Source organism: Micromonospora sp. 4G55, from assembly GCF_016803375.1.
The window spans coordinates 17,050-38,353 of record NZ_JAEVHN010000007.1 but is presented as its reverse complement, the minus strand read 5'-3'; the positions used below and the strand labels follow the sequence as shown (position 1 = coordinate 38,353).

The 21,304-nt window shown below is 72.2% G+C and carries 12 protein-coding genes and 4 pseudogenes; 5 read left to right on the top strand and 11 right to left on the bottom strand.

The features are described 5' to 3' along the window. Nucleotides 1–12 precede the first annotated feature (12 nt). From JNW89_RS01585 to JNW89_RS01565, 5 genes and pseudogenes are all read right to left on the bottom strand, one after another. Nucleotides 13–528, bottom strand: a complete 516-nt coding sequence (locus tag JNW89_RS01585; RefSeq protein WP_238447331.1) for an SRPBCC family protein — start codon at nt 526–528, stop codon at nt 13–15. After that, nucleotides 528–2,217 (bottom strand): annotated as a pseudogene (locus JNW89_RS01580) (ABC transporter permease). Before JNW89_RS01580 ends, JNW89_RS01585 begins: the two are co-directional and overlap by 1 nt. Next, nucleotides 2,202–2,966: an ABC transporter ATP-binding protein gene (locus tag JNW89_RS01575; protein WP_238447330.1), complete on the bottom strand. Its 765-nt coding sequence runs from the start codon at nt 2,964–2,966 to the stop codon at nt 2,202–2,204. The pseudogene JNW89_RS01580 and the gene JNW89_RS01575 overlap by 16 nt, the downstream one beginning before the upstream one ends. Nucleotides 2,967–3,072: 106 nt before the next feature. Continuing rightward, nucleotides 3,073–4,712: pseudogene (locus JNW89_RS01570) on the bottom strand (cation acetate symporter). 1 nt (nt 4,713) lies between these two features. Then, nucleotides 4,714–5,127, bottom strand: a complete 414-nt coding sequence (locus JNW89_RS01565; protein ID WP_088959760.1) for a hypothetical protein — start codon at nt 5,125–5,127, stop codon at nt 4,714–4,716. A gap of 233 nt (nt 5,128–5,360) precedes the next feature. Between JNW89_RS01565 and JNW89_RS01560 the strand changes: the two genes are divergently transcribed. The 3 genes from JNW89_RS01560 to JNW89_RS01550 all read left to right on the top strand — a co-directional run bounded on the left by JNW89_RS01560 (nt 5,361) and on the right by JNW89_RS01550 (nt 11,259). Then, nucleotides 5,361–6,731, top strand: coding sequence for a hypothetical protein (locus JNW89_RS01560; RefSeq protein ID WP_238447329.1), 1,371 nt, complete (start codon nt 5,361–5,363; stop codon nt 6,729–6,731). Between the two features lie 188 nt (nt 6,732–6,919). Further along, a complete protein-coding gene (locus tag JNW89_RS01555; protein ID WP_238447328.1) occupies nt 6,920–9,037 on the top strand; it encodes a hypothetical protein in 2,118 nt (705 codons plus the stop codon). 143 nt (nt 9,038–9,180) lie between these two features. Continuing rightward, complete coding sequence (locus JNW89_RS01550) at nt 9,181–11,259, top strand: hypothetical protein (protein ID WP_238447327.1); 2,079 nt, start codon at nt 9,181–9,183, stop codon at nt 11,257–11,259. 147 nt (nt 11,260–11,406) lie between these two features. On the opposite strand, the gene JNW89_RS01545 is transcribed toward JNW89_RS01550, so the two are convergent. Continuing rightward, a complete protein-coding gene (locus JNW89_RS01545; protein ID WP_238447326.1) occupies nt 11,407–11,676 on the bottom strand; it encodes a hypothetical protein in 270 nt (89 codons plus the stop codon). On the opposite strand from JNW89_RS01545, the gene JNW89_RS01540 reads away from it, so the two are divergent. Both JNW89_RS01540 and JNW89_RS01535 read left to right on the top strand, forming a co-directional pair. Next, nucleotides 11,677–13,512: a hypothetical protein gene (locus JNW89_RS01540; RefSeq protein ID WP_238447325.1), complete on the top strand. Its 1,836-nt coding sequence runs from the start codon at nt 11,677–11,679 to the stop codon at nt 13,510–13,512. 164 nt (nt 13,513–13,676) lie between these two features. Next, the gene (locus tag JNW89_RS01535) at nt 13,677–15,764 is read left to right on the top strand and encodes a hypothetical protein (RefSeq protein ID WP_238447324.1); all 2,088 of its coding nucleotides are present in this window, start codon (nt 13,677–13,679) and stop codon (nt 15,762–15,764) included. Between the two features lie 51 nt (nt 15,765–15,815). On the opposite strand, the gene JNW89_RS01530 is transcribed toward JNW89_RS01535, so the two are convergent. The 5 genes and pseudogenes from JNW89_RS01530 to JNW89_RS01510 all read right to left on the bottom strand — a co-directional run bounded on the left by JNW89_RS01530 (nt 15,816) and on the right by JNW89_RS01510 (nt 21,293). Continuing rightward, complete coding sequence (locus tag JNW89_RS01530) at nt 15,816–16,469, bottom strand: DUF5701 family protein (RefSeq protein WP_238447323.1); 654 nt, start codon at nt 16,467–16,469, stop codon at nt 15,816–15,818. A 64-nt stretch (nt 16,470–16,533) separates the two neighbouring features. After that, complete coding sequence (locus JNW89_RS01525; protein WP_210773840.1) at nt 16,534–17,304, bottom strand: LytTR family DNA-binding domain-containing protein; 771 nt, start codon at nt 17,302–17,304, stop codon at nt 16,534–16,536. Next, nucleotides 17,301–18,525: pseudogene (locus JNW89_RS01520) on the bottom strand (sensor histidine kinase). The gene JNW89_RS01525 and the pseudogene JNW89_RS01520 overlap by 4 nt, the downstream one beginning before the upstream one ends. 68 nt (nt 18,526–18,593) lie before the next feature. After that, nucleotides 18,594–20,165: a sugar transferase gene (locus JNW89_RS01515; RefSeq protein ID WP_238447340.1), complete on the bottom strand. Its 1,572-nt coding sequence runs from the start codon at nt 20,163–20,165 to the stop codon at nt 18,594–18,596. A gap of 268 nt (nt 20,166–20,433) precedes the next feature. Further along, a pseudogene (locus JNW89_RS01510) lies at nt 20,434–21,293 on the bottom strand (Fpg/Nei family DNA glycosylase). Nucleotides 21,294–21,304 lie beyond the last annotated feature (11 nt).

Below are 21,304 nucleotides of genomic sequence, written 5' to 3'. Positions count from 1 at the left end.
GAGGCGGGTGGCTCAGGGCGTACCCCCGTCGGCCGGATCGTCGACGGCCAGCGAGCGGCGGGCGGCGGCCAGCACCTCGGGGTCCGCGCAGCCGGCGGCGTAGCCGGCGATCCGGCGGCGGATGTCCCGGGTGAGCAGCCAGACGCCGACGCGGTCGGCGACCGGCCGCAGGAACGCCGGCCGGCAGCGGAAGCTGTACCGCCAGGTGGCGACGGTGTGGCCGGGCTCCGCGGCGGGTGCGAACCGCCAGCCGCCGGCGAACATCTCGAAGAACCACGGCCCGCGCACCATCTTCATGCCGACGTTCGTCGGCGGCGCGAACGAGACGTACTCGCTGACCATGACCAGGCCGTGCCGCGAGCGGGTGAAGGTACGCACCCCCTTGCCGGGGCGGGTCGCCCCGTCGGTGAAGTGCTGCTCCCGGACGAACGGGTCCCATCGGTAGCGCACCGGCGCGGTGGTCTGCGACACCGCGAAGGCCAGCTCGGGCGGGACCGGGACGGTCGCCACCGCCTCGACGACCGGCATCAGCGGCGCGGGGTGACGGTGGCCAGCAGCTCCGGCATCCGCCGGTCCAGCACATCCCCGGCCAGGTACGAGCCGAGCAGCGCCGCCCCCAGCCCGTACGCCGCGCCGAGTGGCAGGGCCAGCCAGAGCCAGGCGTCCCCGAGCAGCGCCGCGGCCACCACCATCGGTACCGCGGCGGCCGCCGAGGCGACCATGGACAGCAGGGTGAGGAAGCTCTTTGCCACCCCCGCCCCGGTGTTCATCGCGAACGGGTTGCTCGTCTCCGGCAGCGAGTACGCCCCGAGCACCGACACGAACCCGTTGATCGCCAACCCGGCCCCGTACGCGGCGAGCAGCGCGCCGCCGGCCACCCCGATCCAGCCGGGCTCGCCCACCACCAGCGCGATCACCACCGACACGACGCCCAGCATCGGCACCACGTACACCGAGAAGGCCGTCATCCGGGCGCGCAGCTCCAGCCGACCGGGCACCCCGGCCACCACGTTCGCCGCGTACGCGCTGCCGTCGAAGCCGAACTGGTTGGCCAGGGTGACCGAGGCGAGCACCCCGACGAAGAGCATCGACAGGCTGAGCAGGACCGGCGACGAGTTGCCGGCGGTGAGGTCCGGGCCGTCCTCGGCGGCGAACTGCGGGCCGCCGAGGTTCACCATCACCGGCACGAAGACCCCGACCACCGCGATGGTGATCAGGTTGGCCCGGCGCCGGGCGTCCCGCCACCAGTAGCGCGCCTCCCGGGCGACCAGCGCGCCGAACCGGTCCCGACGCGTCCAGGCCAGCGCCCGGGGGAAGAGTTGCGCGACGGCCCCGCCCGCCGGCCCGCGCCGGCCCTTGGCCGGAGCGGCGCTGGCCGCGCCGACCATCGCCGACTCCAGCGACCGCGACCACCACAGCAGCAGCAGGCCGATGGTCACCGCCGTGATCAGCAACTTCACCGGTACGGCCCAGGCCCGCCCCTCGGCCACGTCCACGCCGACCGTCCAGGGCGCGCCGAACGGGGTCCAGCCCACCGCCTCGGCCACCCCGGTTAGCCGGTCCCAGTCGGCCTCCCGCACCGCCGCCAGCACCGCGATCTGCAACGGCCCGAGCAGGGCGGCGACCACCGCGAGCAGCACGGCGGCCAGGTCGCGTACCCGGCGGGACCGCAGCATGGTGGCGAACGCGCTGGTCACCGCCCGGCTGGCGGCGACGCAGAGCAGCAGCCCCGCGACCACCCCGACGGCCGCGACCAGCCCGGCCGCCCACCCGCCCAGCGCGGCGGCGGTGACCACCAGCCCGGAGACGGCGAGCAGCACCGCGAGCACCGGGACGCTGACCAGGGCCGCGGCGAACAGCCCGGCGACCAGGGTGCGGCGGGGGCAGCGGCAGCAGCGCGAACCGGGCCGGGTCCAGGGTCTCGTCCACGCCGAAGAAGACCAGTGGCAGCAGCAGCCAGCCGAGCACCAGCAGGGCGCCGCCGAACGCGGCCGTCAGCAGCGCGTACCGCGGCTCGTCGGCGAAGCCCGGCGCGGCCAGCGCCAGGAAGGCGCCGACGGCGAACCAGAGGCCGACCAGGATGCCGACCACGAACATCGCGATCCGCCAACCCTGGCCCCGGAAGTTGTTGCCCATCACCCGCAGCTTGAGCCGGACGAAGTGCCGGGCGGAGACCCGTCGGACCGGTTCGGCCGGGACGGTCACCGCGACAGCCACGACAGTTCCTCACCGGTCGCGGTGCGGCCACCGACCACCTCGACGAAGACCTCCTCCAGGGACCGGTCCCGGCGCACCTCGTCCAGGGTGCCGACCCGCTTGATGGTGCCCTCGGCGAGGATCGCCACGTGCGAGCAGAGCCGCTCGACGACCTCCATGACGTGGCTGGAGAAGACCACCGTGCCGCCGCCGGAGACGTACCGCTGGAGGATGTCGCGGATCAGCGCGGCGGAGACCGGGTCGACCGCCTCGAACGGCTCGTCCAGCACCAGCAGCCGGGGGCCGTGCAGCAGCGCGCAGGCCAGGCCGATCTTCTTCTTCATGCCGGCCGAGTAGTCGACCACCAGGGTCCGGCCGGCGTCGGTGAGCGCCAGCACGTCCAGCAGTTCGGCGGCCCGCTGGTCGACCACCGCCGGGTCCATCCCACGCAACAGACCGTGGTACGCCAGCAGCTCCGCCCCGGTGAGCCGGTCGAAGAGCCGTACGCCGTCCGGCATCACGCCGAGCAGCCGCTTCGCGCCCACCGGGTCGGCCCACACGTCGTGCCCGAGCACCCAGGCCTGACCGTGGTCGGGGCGCAGCAGGCCGACCGCCATCGACAGCGTGGTGGTCTTGCCGGCGCCGTTCGGGCCGAGCAGCCCGTAGAAGGAGCCGGCCGGGACGGCCAGGTCGACGCCCGCCACCGCGACCTTGCCGTCGAACTGCTTCGCCAGGCCGCGCAGCGCGAGCGCGGGGTGCCCACCAGTCATGCGTCCGACCGTATCCGGGCCGGACCAGCCGACGCTCCGGCCGCAGGATGATCCCGCGTCCTCCCCGGGACGTACCCGCCCCTACCCCACCGACCGCCACGACGGGTCACAGCCGTAGCGCCTCGGGGGCGTGCAGCCGGAGCATGGTGGCTCCGACGTCGGCCGGGGCCCGCCGGCGGGTCGCCATCGAGACGGCGACCATCACGGTGAAGGCGAGCGGCACCGTCCACGCGGCCGGCTGCGCGATGAGGGTGGCCGGCCAGCCGGACAGCGGTGGCCCGAGCACGGTGACCAGCACCGCCGCCACGGCGCCCCGCCGCCGACCAGCACCCCGGCCGCCGCGCCCAGATCGGTCAGCCCACGCCACCAGATGCCGAGCACCAGCAGCGGGCAGAAGCTGGACGCGGCGACCGCGAAGGCCAGCCCGACCACCTGGGAGACGTCCAGCCCGGAGACGTTGAGCGCGAGCACCGCCGGCACCCCGCCGGCGATCACCGTGGCCAGCCGGAAGCCGCGTACCGACCCCCGCCCGAGCACGTCGGTGGAGATCACCCCGGCGACGCTGGTGACCAGCCCCGACGAGGTGGAGAGGAAGGCCGCGAACGCGCCCGCCGCGACCAGCGCGGCGAGCAGCCGGCCGGTGGTCCCGTCGCCGAGCGCGGCCCCGGGCAGCAGCACCACCACCGCGTCGGTCTGCCCGGTGACCAGCAGTTGCGGGGTGTAGATCCGGCCGAGCACGCCGTAGATGGTGGGCAGCAGGTAGAAGACGCCGACCAGGGCGAGCACCACCAGCGTGGTGCGCCGGGCGGCCGCGCCGTCGGGGTTGGTGTAGAAGCGGACCAGCACGTGCGGCAACCCCATGGTGCCGAGGAACGTGGCCAGGATCAGCGAGTACGTGGCGAAGAGGCCCCGGTCGTCGTCCCCGGCGGTGTCCGGCAGCAGCCAGTCGGCCGCGTCGGTGGCCACTCCGGACACCTCGGGCACCGGGTCGCCGGCGGCGAAGTCGAGGCGGTCGCCGGGGCGTACCTCCCGGATCGTGCCGTCGGCGAAGGTGAGCGCCGCGCGGTGCTCGACCACGACGGTGGTCGCGGTCCGGAACGCCGGCCCGTCGGGCGGGGTCACCGCGGGCCGGGCGTCGGCCTGCCACTGCAACGCCAGGAAGATCGCGGGTACGGCCAGCGCAGTCAGCTTCAACCAGTACTGGAAGGCCTGGACGAAGGTGATCGCCCGCATCCCGCCGAACGCCACGTTCGCGGTAACCACGACGGCGACCAGCAGCGCCCCCACCGGGTACGGCGAGCCGGCGACGGTGGCCAGGGTCAGCCCGGCGCCCTGCAACTGCGGCACCAGGTAGAGCCAGCCGATGAAGATCACGAACACGGTGGCCAGGGTGCGCAACCGGCGCGAGCCGAGCCGCAGCTCGCAGAAATCGGGCAGGGTGAACGCGCCGGAGCGGCGCAGCGGCGCGGCTACGAAGAGCAGCAGGGCGAGGTAGCCGGCGGCGAAGCCGACCGGGTACCAGAGCACGTCCACGCCGTACTTGAGGATCAGCCCGGCCACGCCGAGGAAGCTGGCGGCGGAGAGGTATTCCCCGCCGATCGCGGCGGCGTTCCAGGTCGGACTCACCGCGCGGGAGGCGACCAGGAAGTCGGAAGTGGTACGGGCCAGCCGCAGCCCGTAGAAGCCGATGCCGAGGGTGACCAGGGTGACCGCCACGATGGCCGGGACGACGTAGCCGTTGCCCATCTCAGCGCTCCGGCCGCTGGACCAGGTCGGTGAAGTCCTGCTCGTTGCGTTCGGCCAGCCGCACGTACGCCCAGCCCACCGCGATCAGGAACGGGAAGGAGGCGAGCCCGAGCAGCAGCCAGGGCAGGTTGACGCCGAAGACGGTGACCCGCCCGACGGCCGGCGCGATCGCGAACAGCCAGGGCAGGCCGCCGAGCCCGATCAGCACGACCAGGCTCATCCGCAGCGCGAGCGCCAGCTGCGCCCGGACCAGGCCCCGGACCAGCGCCTCGCCGACCCGGGTCTGCTGGGCGAGTTCGACGCGGGTGCGTTCGGCCCGGCTGTCCCGGCGGGACACCTCTGCCAGCACGATGCGCGCCCGCCCGGGTGGCTGTGGCGCCCGAGGGGCCGGTACCGGATCGTCGGCAGCGGTCACCTGGGCAGTCTCGCCTGCTCAGCGCGGATGTCAAGGGTGTCCACCGGAGTTGTGGACAACCTGTGGACAACGCTTCACCCCTGTGGACAACTCACGAGTTGAACATTAAGACAGCATTAAGTCCCCGCGCGTTCACCCCTTGTGTTGTGGCGGGGTATGTCCTTGCCGGTATCGACCCCGCCCCCTACGCTGGGGCAGCAATTCCCTGTTTCCTCTTCTTCCACGGGGTTTCTATGCGCAAATTCCGCACTCTGCTCGGCGCGACTCTCGCCGGGGCATGTGCACTGGCCGTGGTGCCGGGTACGGCACTCGCGGCTCCCGCCGCCGCGCCGCAGCAGGCGACGGCGGACCTCACCGACACCACCGGGGCCTACTACGAGGTCTCCCCGGCCCGTCTGATGGACACCCGCGAGGGCCTCGGCGCGCCGAAGGCGAAGATCGGCCCGCTGGCCAAGGTCGACCTCCAGGTCGCCGGCCGCGGTGGCGTACCGGCCGTCGGCGCCGGCGCCGTCGTGCTGAACGTGACCATCACCGGCCCGACGATGGACAGCTTCGTCACCGCCTACCCGGCGGGCGAGACCCGGCCCGACGCCTCGTCGGTCAACTTCGCCAAGGGCTGGCTGGGCTCCAACAACGTCACCGTGAAGCTCGGTGCGGGCGGCAAGGTCTCCGTCTACAACCGCAACGGCTACACCGACGTGGTGGTCGACGTGGTCGGCTACTACGCCAAGGACAACTCGATGACCAACCGCAACGGTGGTCAGTACGAGTGGTACGCGCCCGAGCGGGCGTTCGACACCCGCGAGGACCCGGAGGGCAAGCCGCCGGCGGGCACCACCCTGGAGTACGCGCTGGACTTCGGTCCGGACCGCAACCCGCACATGCGGACTTTGGTCACCAACCTCACCGCGGTGGCGCCGGCGAGCGCCGGCTTCCTCACCGCGTGGTCGGGTGCCACCGCCAAGCCGACCGCGTCCACGGTGAACTACGGCGCCGGCCGCAACGTGCCGAACACCGCGTTCATCCAGACCACCCCGTGCACCGGTGCCGAGCCGTTCCAGTGGTGCACCGTGGGCTCGCGGAAGTTCAAGATCTTCACCTCGGCCTCCGCGCACGTCCTGGTCGACGTGGTCGGCGCGGTCGACGACGGCTTCTCGGAGTGGGGCATGCGCTTCGCGCCGATGAGCCCGACCCGGATCGTGGACACCCGCACCAACCTGGGCATCGCCGGTGCCATCCCCGCCAACGCGACCCGTCGTGCCGTGGTTCCGGGCTACACCCCGGAGACCGGCGTGGCGGTCATGAACGTGACCGCGGTGAAGCCGACCAACAACACGGTCATCACCGTGTGGCCGGCCGACATCCCGGAGATCCCGAAGCCGGACACCAGCAACCTGAACCCGTACGCCAACCAGGTCGTCTCCAACGCCGTGCTGAGCATCGTGGAGCCGAACGGGGCGTACAAGGTGCACAACCTGAGCGGCAGCACGCACCTGGTGGCCGACATGGTGGGCACGTTCTACTACCTGCCCGCTCCGGCGGCCACGCTCTCCGGTGACGCCGGCAAGAGCCAGCCTCAGTTCGTGGGCGCCTCCCACCGCTGAGCACCCGCACCACGAAAGGGCGCCCCGGCCGACGGCCGGGGCGCCCTTTCCGCTCACGGCGGGCGGCAGGCCGTGCGCCGATACGCGTGCAATGCCCATCCTCGGATTCGCGCCGACATGTTGCCGTCGATTGATCGCCACTCCGCTGTGGGCCGACAATCCCTTTCCTTCTCTTTCACGGGGTGTCCATGCGCAAGCTCCGCATGCTCCTCGGCGCGGGTGTCGCCGGGGTATGTGCGTTGGCCGTACTGCCGGGGATGGCGCTCGCCGCGCCCACCGCGCCGTACACCGCACTCACCGTCGATCTCGGGGAGCACCGCGCCTTCCCGGTCACGAAATCCGCCGCGTACGACAAGAGCAACGCCTCGGTGAGCGTGGTGAACCAGGCCGACGGGCTCTTCCTCGTCAAGGCGGTCAGTCCCGCCGATCCCACCGAGGTCTACGCCGCCCTCGCCGCCGAGCCGCCCCCCGGGCAGGACTGGGCGCAGGGCCAGACGTATCCCGCCTCCCGCGTGGCCGACGCCGGCCACGCCAGACTGGACCTCACCTCGACCAACGGCAGCTGCCCGGAGAGCTCCGGCTCGATCATCGTGCAGGACGTACGGCGGGATCCGGCCACGCAGCTGCTGACCGCCTTCGCGGCCGCCTACCGGTTCACCTGTGCCGGCGAGACGAGCCCGATCACCGGCGAGGTCCGTTTCAACTCCTCCCTTGACTATGTGGCGGCCCTGTCGGACCCGTCCAGCGTCGACTTCGGCTCGGTGCACCTCGGGGAGCTGGCCTCCAAGCCGGTGTACGTGCGCTCCCTGGGCAGCGCCAGTGTCATCGTCGGGGCCGCGAGCCTCGGCGGCACCAATCCCGAGGCGTTCGTCATCAGCGCGGACTACTGCTCCGGGCGGACCATCCAGTCCGGCTCGAAGTGCCTGATCATGGTCAAGCCCAGGCTGACCCGGGCCGGTCAGCAGAGCGCGGTGCTCTACCTGCCCGACAACAGTCCGGCCGGCCGGCGGGCCGTGCCGCTGAAGGTCAACGCGGTCGACGGCGTGAAGGGCAGCTACTACCCGCTCGCCCCCGCCCGCCTGATGGACACCCGCACCGGGCTGGGCGGGCGTACCGTCAAGCTCGAACCCGACACGTCCGTCTCGCTCCAGGTGGCCGGGCGTGGCGGCGTCCCCGCCACCGGCGTCGGCGCCGTGGTGCTGAACGTGACCGTCACCGGGCCGACCGCCGACAGCTTCCTGACGGTGTACCCGGGGGGCTCCCGGCCGACGGGCTCGTCCATCAACTTCGCCAAGGGCTGGCTGGGATCCAACAACGTCACGGCGATGCTCGGTGCGGGTGGAAACGTCTACATCTACAACCGCAGCGGGTACACGCACGTGGTGGTCGACGTGGTCGGCTTCTACGCGAGCACCAGCAGTGAGCCTGTCGGGCTGGGCCGGGGCGGTCAGTACCAGTGGTACGAGCCGTACCGGCTCTTCGACAGCCGCCAGTACGAGTGGGGTCCCCTCCCCGCCGGTGCCGCCCTCAACGACTGGGTGGACTTCGGGGACTACAACAAGCACGTCCGGGCGCTCGTCCTGAACATCACCGCGGTGAACCCGCAGAAGGACGGCTTCCTTACCGCCTGGGACGGCGCGGACATCGAACCGGGTGTCTCCACGGTCAACTACCGGGCCGGCAAGGTCGTGCCGAACTTGGCGTACGTCGAGACCCAGCCCTGCCCAGCAGGCGGTTGCGGGGTGACCGGCGCGCCGCGCTACAAGATCTTCTCCTCCGCCACCACGCACGTGGTCGTCGACCTGGTCGGCGTGATCGACGACGGCACGGTCGCCGACGGGTTGCGCTTCCGCCCGAACGAACCCATCCGGATCACGGACAGCCGGATCGGGCAGGGCCTCGTCAAGGCGCTCGGCCCGGGGGAAACCGGCCGGGTCGATGTGGCCGACACCGCGCCGGGGATGCTCGACGACACCACCCAGGTGCTGGCGATGAACGTGACCGCCGTGGCGCCGGACAAGAACACCGTGTTCACCGTCTGGCCGGCCGACGCCGGCATGGCCAAGCCGACCGCCAGCAACCTCAACCCGGCCGCCGGTCAGATCGTCTCCAACGGCGTGCTGGGCGTGCTCGGTCCGCAGGACGCCTTCAACGTGCACAACCTGACGGGCTACGCGAACGTGGTCGCCGACGTGGTGGGCAGGTTCTACCTCTACCCGGCCACGGCCAGCACGACGACGTTGTCTGGCGGCGCGTCCCGTCGACCGGTCGTCGGCACCGGTGTCTCCGGGTACGAGCGCGGCTGACTTCACCGTCGAAGGGGCGTCCCGGTCGGACCGGGGCGCCCCTTCTCGTACGCGGGCCGGGTGACGGTGTCACGGGGTTGCCGCCGTCCATCGACCCTCATAGTCTGGGCCGACCAATCCTCTCCTTTCTCCACGGGGTCTTCATGCGCAAAATCCGCGCTCTGCTCGGCGTGACCATCGCCGGGGCATGCGCGTTGGCCGGCCTGCCGGGAGTGGCGCTCGCCGCCCCGGCCGCGCCGTACACCGTTCTCGTCATCGACCTGAACGACCACCAGCGGCTCAGCACCGACCTGTTCACCGGGGCCTGGGACGGCGACAACAGCTCCGCGATGGAGGCTCAGCTCGGCGACGGGGACGCGTTGACCCTGGGCGCCCACTGGCGGGACGAGACCGATCACGTCTGGAACGCCGTCAGCACCGCACCGCCGGCTGGCGAGACCTGGCAGGCGGGGCGCACGTACGCCGCCACCAGTGCCGGCGGCGCCGGCGCCACGCTGAGCCTGGACGGCAGCGGGCAGACCTGCGCCGGCTCCGGTGAGGTCACCGTCAAGCGGGTGGAACGGGACGCCGCAACCGAGCGGATGACCGCCTTCGCCGCCGCGTACACGTTCCACTGCGACGGCGACCCGGGCGTCATCGACGGCGAGATCCGCTGGAACTCCGACCTCGGTTACTCGGCCCTGGACCACACGTCCCGCCTCGACTTCTCCGAGGTGGTGCTCGGGAGTACGGCGAGGACGAGCGCCTCTTTCGCCCCGCAGGGCACCGTTCCGGTCACCTTCGGGGCCGCCTCCCTCAGCGGGACCGGCGCGGCCGCCTTCGAGATCGTCGAGAACACCTGCTCGGGCCGCACCCTCGTCGTCGGTGACATCTGTGACGTCCGGATCAGGGCGGTGCCGACCCGGGCCGGCACCCACGAGGCGGTTCTCCTCCTCGCCGACGGCAGCAGTTACGGTCAGCGCCGCGTGCCGGTGACCGCGCAGGCCGAGCACAGCGCCGTCGGCACCTACTACCCGGTGAGCCCGGGCCGGATCATGGACACCCGGTACGGCGTCCCGAACCTGCCGCAGGCCCCGATCGGTCCCGGCGGCGAGGTGGACCTCCAGGTCGCGGGCCGGGCCGATCTGCCCGCCGAGGGCGTCAGCGCGGTCGTCCTGAACGTGACCGTCACCGGGCCGACCGCCGACGGCTTCGTGACCGTCTACCCCTCGGGCGAGGCCCGCCCCACAGCCTCCTCCGTCAACTTCGCCAAGGGCTGGTTGGGCTCGAACAACGTCACGGTGAAGCTGGGCGCGAACGGCAAGGTCAAGGTCTACAACCGGGCCGGCTCCACCCACGTGGTGGTGGACGTGGTCGGCTTCTACGCCGGCAGCAACAGCGTCCGGCAGACCAAGGGGCTCGGTGGGCAGTTCCACCCGGTCAAGCCGACCCGGCTCGTCGACACCCGCACTACCGGCACGGCCATCCCCGCGGGCGCGGTGCGCCGGTTCTTCGTGGACTTCGGGCCCGAGCTGAGCGGGCGGGCCGGCGCCCTGGTCCTGAACATCACCGCGGTGGCCCCGGAGAAGAGCGGTTTCCTCACCGCCTGGTCCGGGTCGGGCGACGTCCCGTCGGCGTCGACGGTCAACTACGGCGCGGGCAGGGTGGTGCCGAACCTCGCGGTGGTGCAGTCGAACTTCCACTGCGACTGCGGCACCACCTACGGCGTGAACACGTTCTCCCTGTACAGCTCCCAGAAGGCGCACGTGGTGGTGGACCTGGTCGGGGTAATGGACCAGGCGCTCACCCCCAACGGCCTGCGCTTCACCCCGACGAGCCCGACCCGGATCGTGGACAGCCGCAGCGGGCTGGGCACCGCCGGCGCCCTCGGCCCGAACGTGACCCGCACGGTCACCGCGCCGCCCGCCCTGGTCACCGACGCCACGCAGGCGCTGGCGATGAACGTCACCGCCGTGGCCCCGACGAACGCCACCGTGCTCACGGTGTGGCCGGCCGGCGCCGGCCTGAGCAAGCCGACCGCCAGCAACCTCAACCCGGCCGCGGGGCAGACCGTGTCCAATGCGGCGATCAGTGGGATCGGCCCGGCCGACGCGTTCCACGCGCACAACCTCGCCGGTACCACCCACCTGGTGGCCGACGTGGTGGGCCGATTCGACCTCTACCCCTACACGGTGGGCACCGGCGGGACCTTCACCGTGGTCCGCTCGGGCCCGGCGGTGTAGCCGGATCCCGGCCCTGGCCAGGGCGTCCCGGTCCGTCCGGGGCGCCCTTTCCGGTTGCCAGGTTCGAGTGTGGGTGACAGCGCAGGTTACGGGGTTGCCGCTGACCATCGACGCTCCTAGGCTTTCTCCGCCAATCCCTCACTTTCTTCACGGGGTATCCATGCGGAAAATCCGCACCCTCCTCGGCGCGCTCGTCGCCGGGGCCTGTGCGCTGACCGTGCTGCCGGGGGTGGCGCTCGCCGCGCCCACCGCGCCGTACACCGTCCTCACCGTCGACGTGGGCGACGCGTACGGCAAGCCGGTCAAGCAGTCCGGCGTCCACGACGGCACCAACTCCACCGTCACCGGCCGCGCGTACGGCACCGGCGGCCTGAGCATGGGGGTGAGCGGCCTGCCGGGCGGCTCCACCATCGCCATGTGGATCACGCCTCCGGTCGGCCAGTCGTTGACCGCCGGTCAGACCTACCAGACCTCCGGTTCCAGCGACGCCACGCACGCCGGCCTGGACATGTCCTCGGACTCAACCGGCTGCAACGGCGCCTACTCCTACGGCAGCCTGACCGTCCGCGAGATCGCGTACGACGCGGGGACGGCGCGGCGACCGCCTTCGCCGGGGCGTACGAGTTCCACTGCTCGCCGAACGCCGGGGCGGTCACCGGCGAGCTGCGGTGGAACTCCAGCCTCGACTACGTCGGCGTGGTCTCCTCGCCCGCGCCGGTCGACTTCGGTCGGGTGGCGATCGACGGCACGATGCCGGCCAGGACGGCCACCTTCGCCGTCAAGGGCACCCTGCCCAGCACCTTCGACGTGGCCCGCATCTCCGGGGCCAACCCGTCGTCCTTCTCCATCGTCAGCAACGGCTGCTCCGGCAGGACGCTCGCCCCGGGCGCCTACTGCTACGTCACCGTGGCACCGAAGGCGCTGCGCTGGGGCGACTACACCGCCAACCTCGAACTGGCGGACAACAGCGCGTACGGCAAGCGGGTGGTGCCGCTGAAGTTCACCGCGTACGACACGGTGATCGGCATGTACTACCCGCTGGCTCCGCAGCGGCTGATGGACACCCGCAGCGGCCTGGGGAGGCCCGAGCCGGGCCCGCTGGTTGGCGGATCGTCCGTGGAGCTCCAGGTGGCGGGGCGCGGCGGCGTGCCGGCCAGCGGCGTCGGATCCGTCGTGCTGAACGTGACGGTGACCGGCCCGACGGCCAGCAGCTTCCTGACGCTCTACCCGTATCCGGAAGCCACTCCGACCGCCTCGTCGATCAACTTCCCGGCGGGGTGGCTCGGCTCCAACAACGTCACCGTGAAGGTCGGCGTCGAGGGCAAGGTGTCGATCTACAACCGCAGCGGCACCACCCACGTGATCGTGGACGTGGTCGGCTTCTACGCCGCCAGCGACACGGTGAAGAGCAGCCTCGGTTGGGGCGGCCAGTACCAGCCCGTGGAGCCCAGGCGGCTCATCGACACCCGTCCCACGGCTCTGGCGGCGGGACAGAGCATCAGCAGTTACGTCGACCTCGGCCCGTCCAGCCCGCGGGTCAAGGCGCTGGTCCTCAACATCACCGCGGTCCAGCCGGCCAAGTCGGGCTTCCTGAGCGCCTGGTCCGGTGACGGCCCGGTGCCGACCTCCTCGACGGTCAACTACGGGGCCGGCAAGGTGGTGCCCAACCTGGCCTTCGTGCGGACCGGCAAGTGCACCGACTGCAACGGGCTCCCGTACGCGGTGCCGACCTTCTCCATCTACACGTCTCAGGTGACCAACATGGTGGTGGACCTGGTCGGGGTCGTCGACGACGGCTCGCTGCCGGACGGGCTGCGGTTCACCCCGCTCAGTCCGACCCGGATCGCGGACAGCCGCAGCGGTCTCGGCACCAGCGGCGCGCTCGGCGCCGGCGAGCTCCGGAAGATCGTCGCGCCGTCGACGGTGGTCACCCCGACCACCGAGGTGCTGGCGATGAACGTGACCGCGGTGGCGCCGACGAGGGACACCGTGATCACCGTCTGGCCGGCGGACGCCGACCTGGCCAGGCCGGGCGTGAGCAACCTGAACCCGGCCGCCGGGCAGGTGGTCTCCAACGCGGTGCTGGGCGGGATCGGCCCGCTGGACGCGTTCAACGTCCACAACCTCACCGGCAGCGTCGACCTGGTCGCCGACGTGGTCGGGCGGTTCTACCTGTACTCGGGCACCGCGAGCACGACCGGGCTGGCCGGTCGGCAGCCGCTGGCCGTACGCGGCACCGGCGTACCCGGCTGACGTTCCGCGCCGAAGGGCGCCCCGGCGCTGGCCGGGGCGCCCTTTGGCGTATCGCCGAGCAGCCGGTGATCAGCTTCATGTGGCGCACCACCTTGCCGGCAATCGATCATCGCCCCTACGCTGGGCCGGCTCAGTCTCCCCTTCTCTTTGCACACGGGGTCTTCATGCGCACAATCCGCACTCTCCTCAGCGTGCTCGCCGCCGGGGCCTGTGCGACGGCACTGGTGCCGGCGGTGGCCCAGGCCGCGCCCACCGCGCCGTACACCGCTCTGGTCATCGACGACACCCAGGTCGGCGGCTACGACGCCGGTGCCTGGGACGCGAGCAACGCCACCATGGTGCCGATGCTCAACGACGGGGACCAGTTCGCGCTCGAAGCGCGCTGGTCGGAGGCGTCCGATCCCAGGTCGACCAGGGTCGACGTCTGGCCGCCGTACGGTGAGACCTGGCAGGAGGGGCGGACCTACCCGGCTTCCACCTCGCCCGGCCTCGACAAGGCGCGGCTCCGCGTGGACGCGGTGCAGTGCGTGTCGGACGGCGGCGGCAGTGTCTGGGTGCGCCAGGTCAGCCGGGATCCGGCCACCGGAGCACTGACCGCCTTCGCGGCCGCCTACGACTTTCACTGCGATAACCGCACCGAGGTGGCCGACGGGGAAATCCGCTGGAACTCCGACGAGGGGTACTCCGCGGTGCTGCCGAGCGGTCCGCTCGACTTCGGCCGGGTCGAGGTGGGACGTGCGCCGGTCACCCGTACCGAAACCTTCGCCTCGAAAGGGAGCGGCGACGCCGCGTTCGGCACGGCGCGCATCGAGGGTGCCGACCCGGCGGCGTTCACGATCACCGGCGACACCTGCTCGGGCCGGGTCCTCCCGGCCGGCGAGGTCTGCACCGTGACCATCGCCGGCGCCCCCACCAAGGGGCGGGTGCAGACGGCCAGCCTGGTCATGCCGGACAACACCGGGTACGGGCAGCGGACCGAGTCGCTCACGGTCGAGGGCTGGGAAGGGGTGATCGGCACCTACTACCCGCTCACCACGCCGTCCCGATTGATGGACACCCGGAACGGCACCGGGGTGTCCGGCCGTCCCATCGCCCCCGGCGAGACGGTCGAGCTCCAGGTAGCCGGGCGGGGTGGGCTGCCGACCGGCGGCCTCAGCGCGGTGGTGCTGAACGTGACGGTGACCGGGCCGACCGCGAGCAGCTTCCTGACCGTGTACCCGGCGGACGAGGAACGCCCCAACGCGTCCTCGATCAACTTTCCGGCCGGCTGGCTCGGCTCGAACAACGTGACGGTCAAGCTCAGCGCGGACGGCAGGATCAAGGTCTACAACCGCACCGGCTACACCCACGCCGTCGTCGACGTCTCCGGCTTCTACGCCGGCAGCAACTGGTTCCAGCCCATGCCGCCGGTGGGCGCCCAGCACCACCCGCTGACGCCCCGCCGGCTCTTCGACACCCGCACCGACGGCGGCGCGATCCCGGCTCGTGGCAGCCAGGAGGGATTCGTCGACTTCGGCCCGGAGCTGAGCCCGAAGGTGCGGTCGCTGGTCCTGAACGTCACCGCGGTGGCGCCGGCGAAGGCCGGGTTCCTGACCGTCTGGTCCGGCGAGGGCGGTCTGCCGATCTCGTCGACGGTCAACTACGCGGCCGGCAAGGTGGTGCCGAACCTGGTCGTGGTGAAGACCCGGGCCTGTACCGACTGTGGACGGGGATACGCGCTGCCCGCGTTCTCCGTCTACACCTCTCAGACCGCGAACGTGGTGGTGGACCTGGTGGGCGTGTTCGACGACGGCACTGTCGCCGACGGGCTGCGGTTCACGCCGGTCAGCCCCACCCGCATCGTCGACAGCCGTACCGGCCTCGGCACGTCGGGTGCGCTCGGCGCCAACGTGACCCGCAAGGTCACCACGCCGTCGGCCCTGGTCACCGACGCCACCCGGGCGCTGGCGATGAACGTGACCGCCGTGTCGCCGACCACCAGCACGGTGATCACGGTCTGGCCGGCCGACACCGGCGCGGCCAAGCCGACCGCGAGCAATCTCAATCCGGCGGCGGGCCAGATCGTGTCGAACGCGGTCTTCACCGGCATCGGCCCGAAGGACGCGTTCAACGTCCACAATCTCTCCGGCAGCACCCACCTGGTCGCCGACGTGGTCGGCTCGTACTGGCTCTATCCGGCCACGGCGAGCGGGTCGGCGCCGTCCGCCACGTCGCCCTTCGTCGTGCTGTCGGCCGGACACCGGGCCCGGTAACCGGTCGCCGCAGTGCGGCGGCGCGGCTCGGAGGCCGCGCCGCCGCGGTCGTCACAGCCCGACGCGTACCGGCCGGGCGGTGGCGGAGCCGAGCCAGGTGTGCGGATTGCCGTACCAGCACCAGCCGAGCTTCGGCGCCCCCTGGCTGATCCAGAGCGCCGGCACCCGCTTGTCCCCGCAGCGGGACCCGACCAGCGAGAAGCACCGGTTGCTGGCCAGCGCGGCGGGGTAGTGGGTGATGAAGGCGATCCCCTCGTCGATGGTGAGCGGCAACCGGTCCTGGGCGGTCATGCCCTCCATCGCGGCGGCCGGGGCCAGGTTGCGGAACTCCTCGCCCCGGTCGACGTCGAAGAGCAGGTACGCCGATCCGGCGGGCGCCTCCAGCTCCTTGATCGGATCGAACCGGGGCAGGTCGTCGAGGGGGAAGTTCCGGTCGAGGAAGCCGGGCTTGCGCTTGCCGGCCAGCGTGGTGAGCGCCAGCCGGTCGGGCACCGGGACCAGGTCGCGGGTGGTCACCAGCAGGAACGGCACCCGAGCCTCGGTCGGGGCGGGCAGCCCGGCCGCGCCGGCGACCGCGGCGGCCCGCAGCGGGGTGACCAGGTCGCGGAAGGCGGTCTCGGTGAGCCCGGCGAGCTCCGGGTAGCCCAGGCGGATCAGCCCGTCGAGCTGGCGGTCGAACTCGGTGGCGGGGTCGAACACGGTCACGGTTGGCCTCCCGTTGTCGTATGGCCTACCGTACAGTGTACGGACATCCTGGTTTATTCCCCGCTCAGCGATTCCAATCCTGCTTGGCCGCGCGGACCAGCTTGTCCTTCAGCTCCCGGGTGTGCCGGCGGCTCACCGGCAGCTCGGTCCCGTCGATCACCACCACGTAGCCCGAGTTGACCAGGCGCAGCTCGGCGATCAGCTTCAGCTGCACCAGGTGCGACCGGTGGATCCGGACGAACCCGGCGTCCGCCCAGCGCTCGGCGAGGGTCGCCAGCGACACCCGGACCAGGTGCGAGCCGTCGGCGGTGTGCAGCCGGGCGTAGTCGCCCTGGGCCTCCACCCAGCGCACCGCCGACCGGGGCAGCATCCGCGTCGTCCCGGCCAGCTCGATCGGGATGGTCGGATCCTCCTCGGCCCGGGCCAGGGCCGCCGGGTGCGACGGCACCACCCGGGAGCCGATCACCCGGCGCAGCGACTCGGCCAGCCGGTCGGCGCGTACCGGCTTGCGGACGTAGTCGGTGGCGCCGAGGTCGAAGGCGTCCACCGCGCCGTCGTCGTAGGCGGTGACGAAGACGATCGCCGGCGGCCGGGCGAACCGGCGCAGCACGCGGGCCAGTTCCATCCCGTCCAGGCCGGGCATCCGGATGTCCAGGAAGACCACGTCCACGTCGGCGTCGCGGAGCACCCGCAGCGCCTCGGTCGCGTCGCCCGCCGTGTGCAGCCGGGCCACCCGGGGATCGGCCCGCAGGTGGTACGCCAGCTCGTCCAGCGCCGGCGGCTCGTCGTCCACCGCCAGCACCCGTAGGAACCCCGCCGTCGCGTTCCCGGTCACGATCCCGCCCGTACGCCGGGATGGAACTTCGGCACCCGCAGGCTCACCTTCGTACCCGAGCCGGGGCCGGTCTCGACGACCAGGCCGAACCGGTCCCCGAAGACCGACCGGAGCCGCTCGTCGACGTTGGAGAGGCCGACGTGCTGGCCGGTGTCGTCGGTCGGATCGCTGCCGGCGCGGGCCAGCTCCGCGATCCCCGCGGTCAGCGTGGCCGGATCCATGCCCACTCCGTCGTCCTCCACCGTGATGTGACACTCGGCGCCCGCGTCCCGGGCCTCGATGCTCACCATGCCGGTGCCGGGCTTGCGGGACAACCCGTGCCGCACGGCGTTCTCCACCAGCGGCTGGAGGCAGAGGAACGGCAGCGTCACCGGCAGCACCTCCGGGGCGATCTGCAACCGCACCTGCAACCGGTCGCCGAACCGGGCCCGCTCGATGGTCAGGTAGCGGTCGATCGAGCGCAGCTCCTCGGCCAGCGTGGTGAACTCGCCGTGCGCCCGGAACGAGTACCGGGTGAACTCGGCGAACTCCAGGATCAGCTCCCGGGCCCGCTCCGGGTCGGTGCGGACGAACGAGCCGATCGCGGTCAGCGCGTTGTAGATGAAGTGCGGGCTGATCTGGGCGCGCAGCGCCCGGATCTCCGCCCGGGCCAGCCGCTCCCGGGACGAGTCCAGCTCGGCCAGGGCGAGCTGGTTGCCGGCCCAGTGCGCGGTCTCCAGGGTGGCCTGCACCAGCCCGGGCGCGGGTGGGGGCGTCGGCGACCGCCACCAGCGCCCCGACCACCCGGCCCTGGGCGCTCAGCGGCGCGAGCACCGCCCCGCGTACCGGGCAGTCGACCCGGTCGCAGTGCAGCTCCGACTCGCCGAGCACCGTCGACCGGCCCGCCTCCACCGTCCGCCGGGCCGCCGCGAGCAGCTGGTCGCCGTGGTGGCCGCCGCGCCCGTCGAGGGCGAGCAGCGCGTCGGAGTCGGTGAGTGCCAGCCCGGCCGCCCCGACCAGGGTCCGCAGGTGACGTACGGCCTTCGCCGCGCCCGCCGGGGTCAGGCCGGTACGCAGCGGTTCGGCGGCCAGGCCGGCGGTGTGCAGCACCTCGTAGGTGGCCCGCTGGGTGGCGGTGGCGATGCCCCGCCGACCGCGCAGCCGCAGCATCGCCCAGAGCGCGGCGGCCAGCGCCGTGACCAGCGAGACGACGCCGACGACGGCGGAGAGGTTGCCATCCACGCAGCGATCCTTGCCGCTGCGGGCCGCCACGCCAAGCCCTGGCCGGGCCTGCTTCGGACGCCGAGCCGCTAGTACGCGCCCTTGCGGGCCAGCACCACGCCCACCGTCCGCCACAAAATGCTCAGGTCGTACGCCAGCGACCAGTTGTCGACGTAGTAGAGGTCCAGCCGGACCGCCTCGTCCCAGGAGAGGTCGGAGCGGCCGGAGACCTGCCACAGCCCGGTCATGCCGGGCCGGACCAGCAGCCGGCGCCGCACGTCGCCCAGGAAGTCGCCGTCGTCGGCGGGCAGCGGACGCGGCCCGACCAGCGACATCTCCCCCCACAGCACGTTGATCAACTGGGGCAGCTCGTCCAGCGAGGAGGCGCGCAGGAAGCGGCCCACCGGGAAGACCCGGGGGTCCTGCTTCATCTTGAACAGCATGCCGTCGGTCTCGTTCTGGTCGACCAGGCCGGCCAGCCGATCCTCGGCGTCGACGTACATCGTCCGGAACTTCCAGACCCGGAAGGTGCGGCCCTCGTGGCCCACCCGGGGCTGCCGGAAGAAGATCGGCCCGGGGTCGGAGATCCGGATGGCGAGGGCGATGGCCGCGAACAGCGGTGCCAGCACCAGCAGGCCCAGCCCGGCGGCGACCCGGTCCATCAGGCTCTTCATCAGCAGCGCCGGGCCCGACAGGGTCGGCTCCTCGACGTGCAGCAGCGGCAGGCCCTCGATCGGGCGGATGTGTACCCGGGGGCCGGCGATGTCGGTCAGCTGCGGGGCGACCACCAGGTCGACGCCGGAGCCCTCCAGCTGCCAGGCCAGCCGGCGCAGCTCACCCGGCTCGGCGCTGGCCGAGCCGCAGACCGCGATGGTGTCGCCACCGACCTCGCGGACCAGGGCGAGGACGTCCCGGCCGGCGTACACCGGCACCGGGGTCTCGATGCCCCGAGCGGCGGCGTACCCGTCGGTGATGTGGATGGCGACCGGCACCAGGCCGGCGCTCGGGTTGCGGGTGACCGCGGTGTAGACCTCCAGCGCCTCCGGCAGGGTGCCAACCAGCACCATCCGGTGCCCGGCGTGGCCGGCGCGGCTGCGGACGGTGTGCAGCACGAACCGGGCGGTCAGCCGGCCCACCAGGACCAGCGTCATCGCCCCGAGCAGGGCGAAACCGACCGTGTAACGGGAAAGGTCGGTCTTGGTGGCGAACGCGATGAAGGAGACCGTGGCGGCGACCGCCACCCCGCCCCGGATGACCCGCTTGAACTCGTCCGGACCCAGCCCGAGATAGCGCCGGTCGTAGGCGCGGTTGCCCCAGAGGATGACCACCCAGCCGAGCGGCAGCAGCAGGAACGCCACCGTGTAGAACCAGGTCGGGTCCTCCTGGGCGTTGTAGAAACCCGCCCGCGCCTGGCCGAACGTCTCCTGGGCCAGCCAGTCGGCCAGCATCACGGCGGTGAAGTCGAGCAGCAGCAGGGCGACGGTGTACGGGCGGTGCCAACGCGACACCCGGCGACGGGCCCTCGCCCACGCCGACCGGGGGACGCCGTTGTGCGACGGCGGCGTCGGCGGCTGGATCTCGAAGCTGTCGACGTGCCGCACGAGTTTGCTCCGGCCTGTGTTGGTTACCGGGCGCTGGAGGCTTGTCGTCACCTCACCCATGTCCTCCCGCATGACACGCGCCGCTCACTCGCCGTGAGGGGCCCGGGTCGCCCACCGTTCCAGTCTCCCACGCTGTCAGTGGGCCGGACGCTGACCCGAAGGACAATGCGCCTGGTGCTGCCAGCGGGGATCCGGCCGGCTCCACGTCAGTTTTCGAAGCCGGGGACCGAGCCACTATACCGATGGATGGCGGCCCCGGTAGAGGCGCGGACGGGCAGCTTCCACGCGCCCGGGACGATTCCTCTCCGTAATCACCGAGTGTCATCACTCACCGTACGAGCCGAGACAACCGACGGTCAGCCAGGGGCTTTCCGCCGGTCTGACAGGTCGGGCAGTACTGCAGGCTCGAATCGGCGAAGGACACCTCCCGCACCGTGTCGCCACAGACCGGACAGGGCAGGCCGGTCCGGGCATGCACCTTCAGACCCGAGCGCTTCTCGCCCTTCAGCTCCGCCGCCCGCTGACCCAGCGAGCGGCGGACCGCGTCGCCGAGCACCGCCCGGGTCGCCGCGTGCAGCGCCGCCAGCTGGTCGTCGGTGAGCCGGTCGGTGATCGCGAACGGCGAGAGCTTCGCCGCGTGCAGGATCTCGTCGGAGTACGCGTTGCCGACCCCGGAGAGCACCGCCTGGTCGGTCAGCACCCCCTTGACCTGGCCCCGTCGGCTGCGCAGCGCTCGGCGAAGGTGGGCAGGTCGGCGCCGAGCGCGTCCGGCCCCAGCTTCGCCACCCCGGGCACCTGCGCCGGATCGGTCACCAGGTACACGGCCAGCTTCTTCTGGGTGCCCGCCTCGGTCAGGTCGAAGCCGGAGCCGTCGTCGAGGCGGACCCGCAGGGCGACCGGGCCCTTGCCGGGGCGCAGCGGGGTGGTGGACGGAAACGCCTCCCGGTAGTGCAGCCAGCCCGCCCGGGCCAGGTGCACCACCAGGTGCAGGCCGCCGTCGATCACCACGTCGAGGAACTTGCCGTGCCGGCGGGCGTCCACCACCGCCTGGCCCGACAGCGCCGAGGGCGCCGGGTCGTACGTCTTCAGGGCGCTGATCGCGGCGACCTCGACCCGGTCGACCCGCCGCCCCACCGCGCGCTCACGCAGGTAACCCGCGAGCGCCTCCACCTCCGGTAGTTCAGGCACGTTGCAACGGT

Bases quoted from the DNA above. Each gene is read 5' to 3' on its own strand.
- JNW89_RS01585 (WP_238447331.1), bottom strand. From the start codon at position 528: ATGCCGGTCGTCGAGGCGGTGGCGACCGTCCCGGTCCCGCCCGAGCTG.
- JNW89_RS01535 (WP_238447324.1), top strand. From the start codon at position 13,677: ATGCGCACAATCCGCACTCTCCTCAGCGTGCTCGCCGCCGGGGCCTGT.
- JNW89_RS01515 (WP_238447340.1), bottom strand. From the start codon at position 20,165: ATGGGTGAGGTGACGACAAGCCTCCAGCGCCCGGTAACCAACACAGGC.
- JNW89_RS01555 (WP_238447328.1), top strand. From the start codon at position 6,920: ATGCGCAAGCTCCGCATGCTCCTCGGCGCGGGTGTCGCCGGGGTATGT.
- JNW89_RS01545 (WP_238447326.1), bottom strand. From the start codon at position 11,676: ATGGCGATGGTGGAGCCGCCCGGCAGGCCGCTCACCCCCATGCTCAGG.
- JNW89_RS01560 (WP_238447329.1), top strand. From the start codon at position 5,361: ATGCGCAAATTCCGCACTCTGCTCGGCGCGACTCTCGCCGGGGCATGT.
- JNW89_RS01575 (WP_238447330.1), bottom strand. From the start codon at position 2,966: ATGACTGGTGGGCACCCCGCGCTCGCGCTGCGCGGCCTGGCGAAGCAG.
- JNW89_RS01550 (WP_238447327.1), top strand. From the start codon at position 9,181: ATGCGCAAAATCCGCGCTCTGCTCGGCGTGACCATCGCCGGGGCATGC.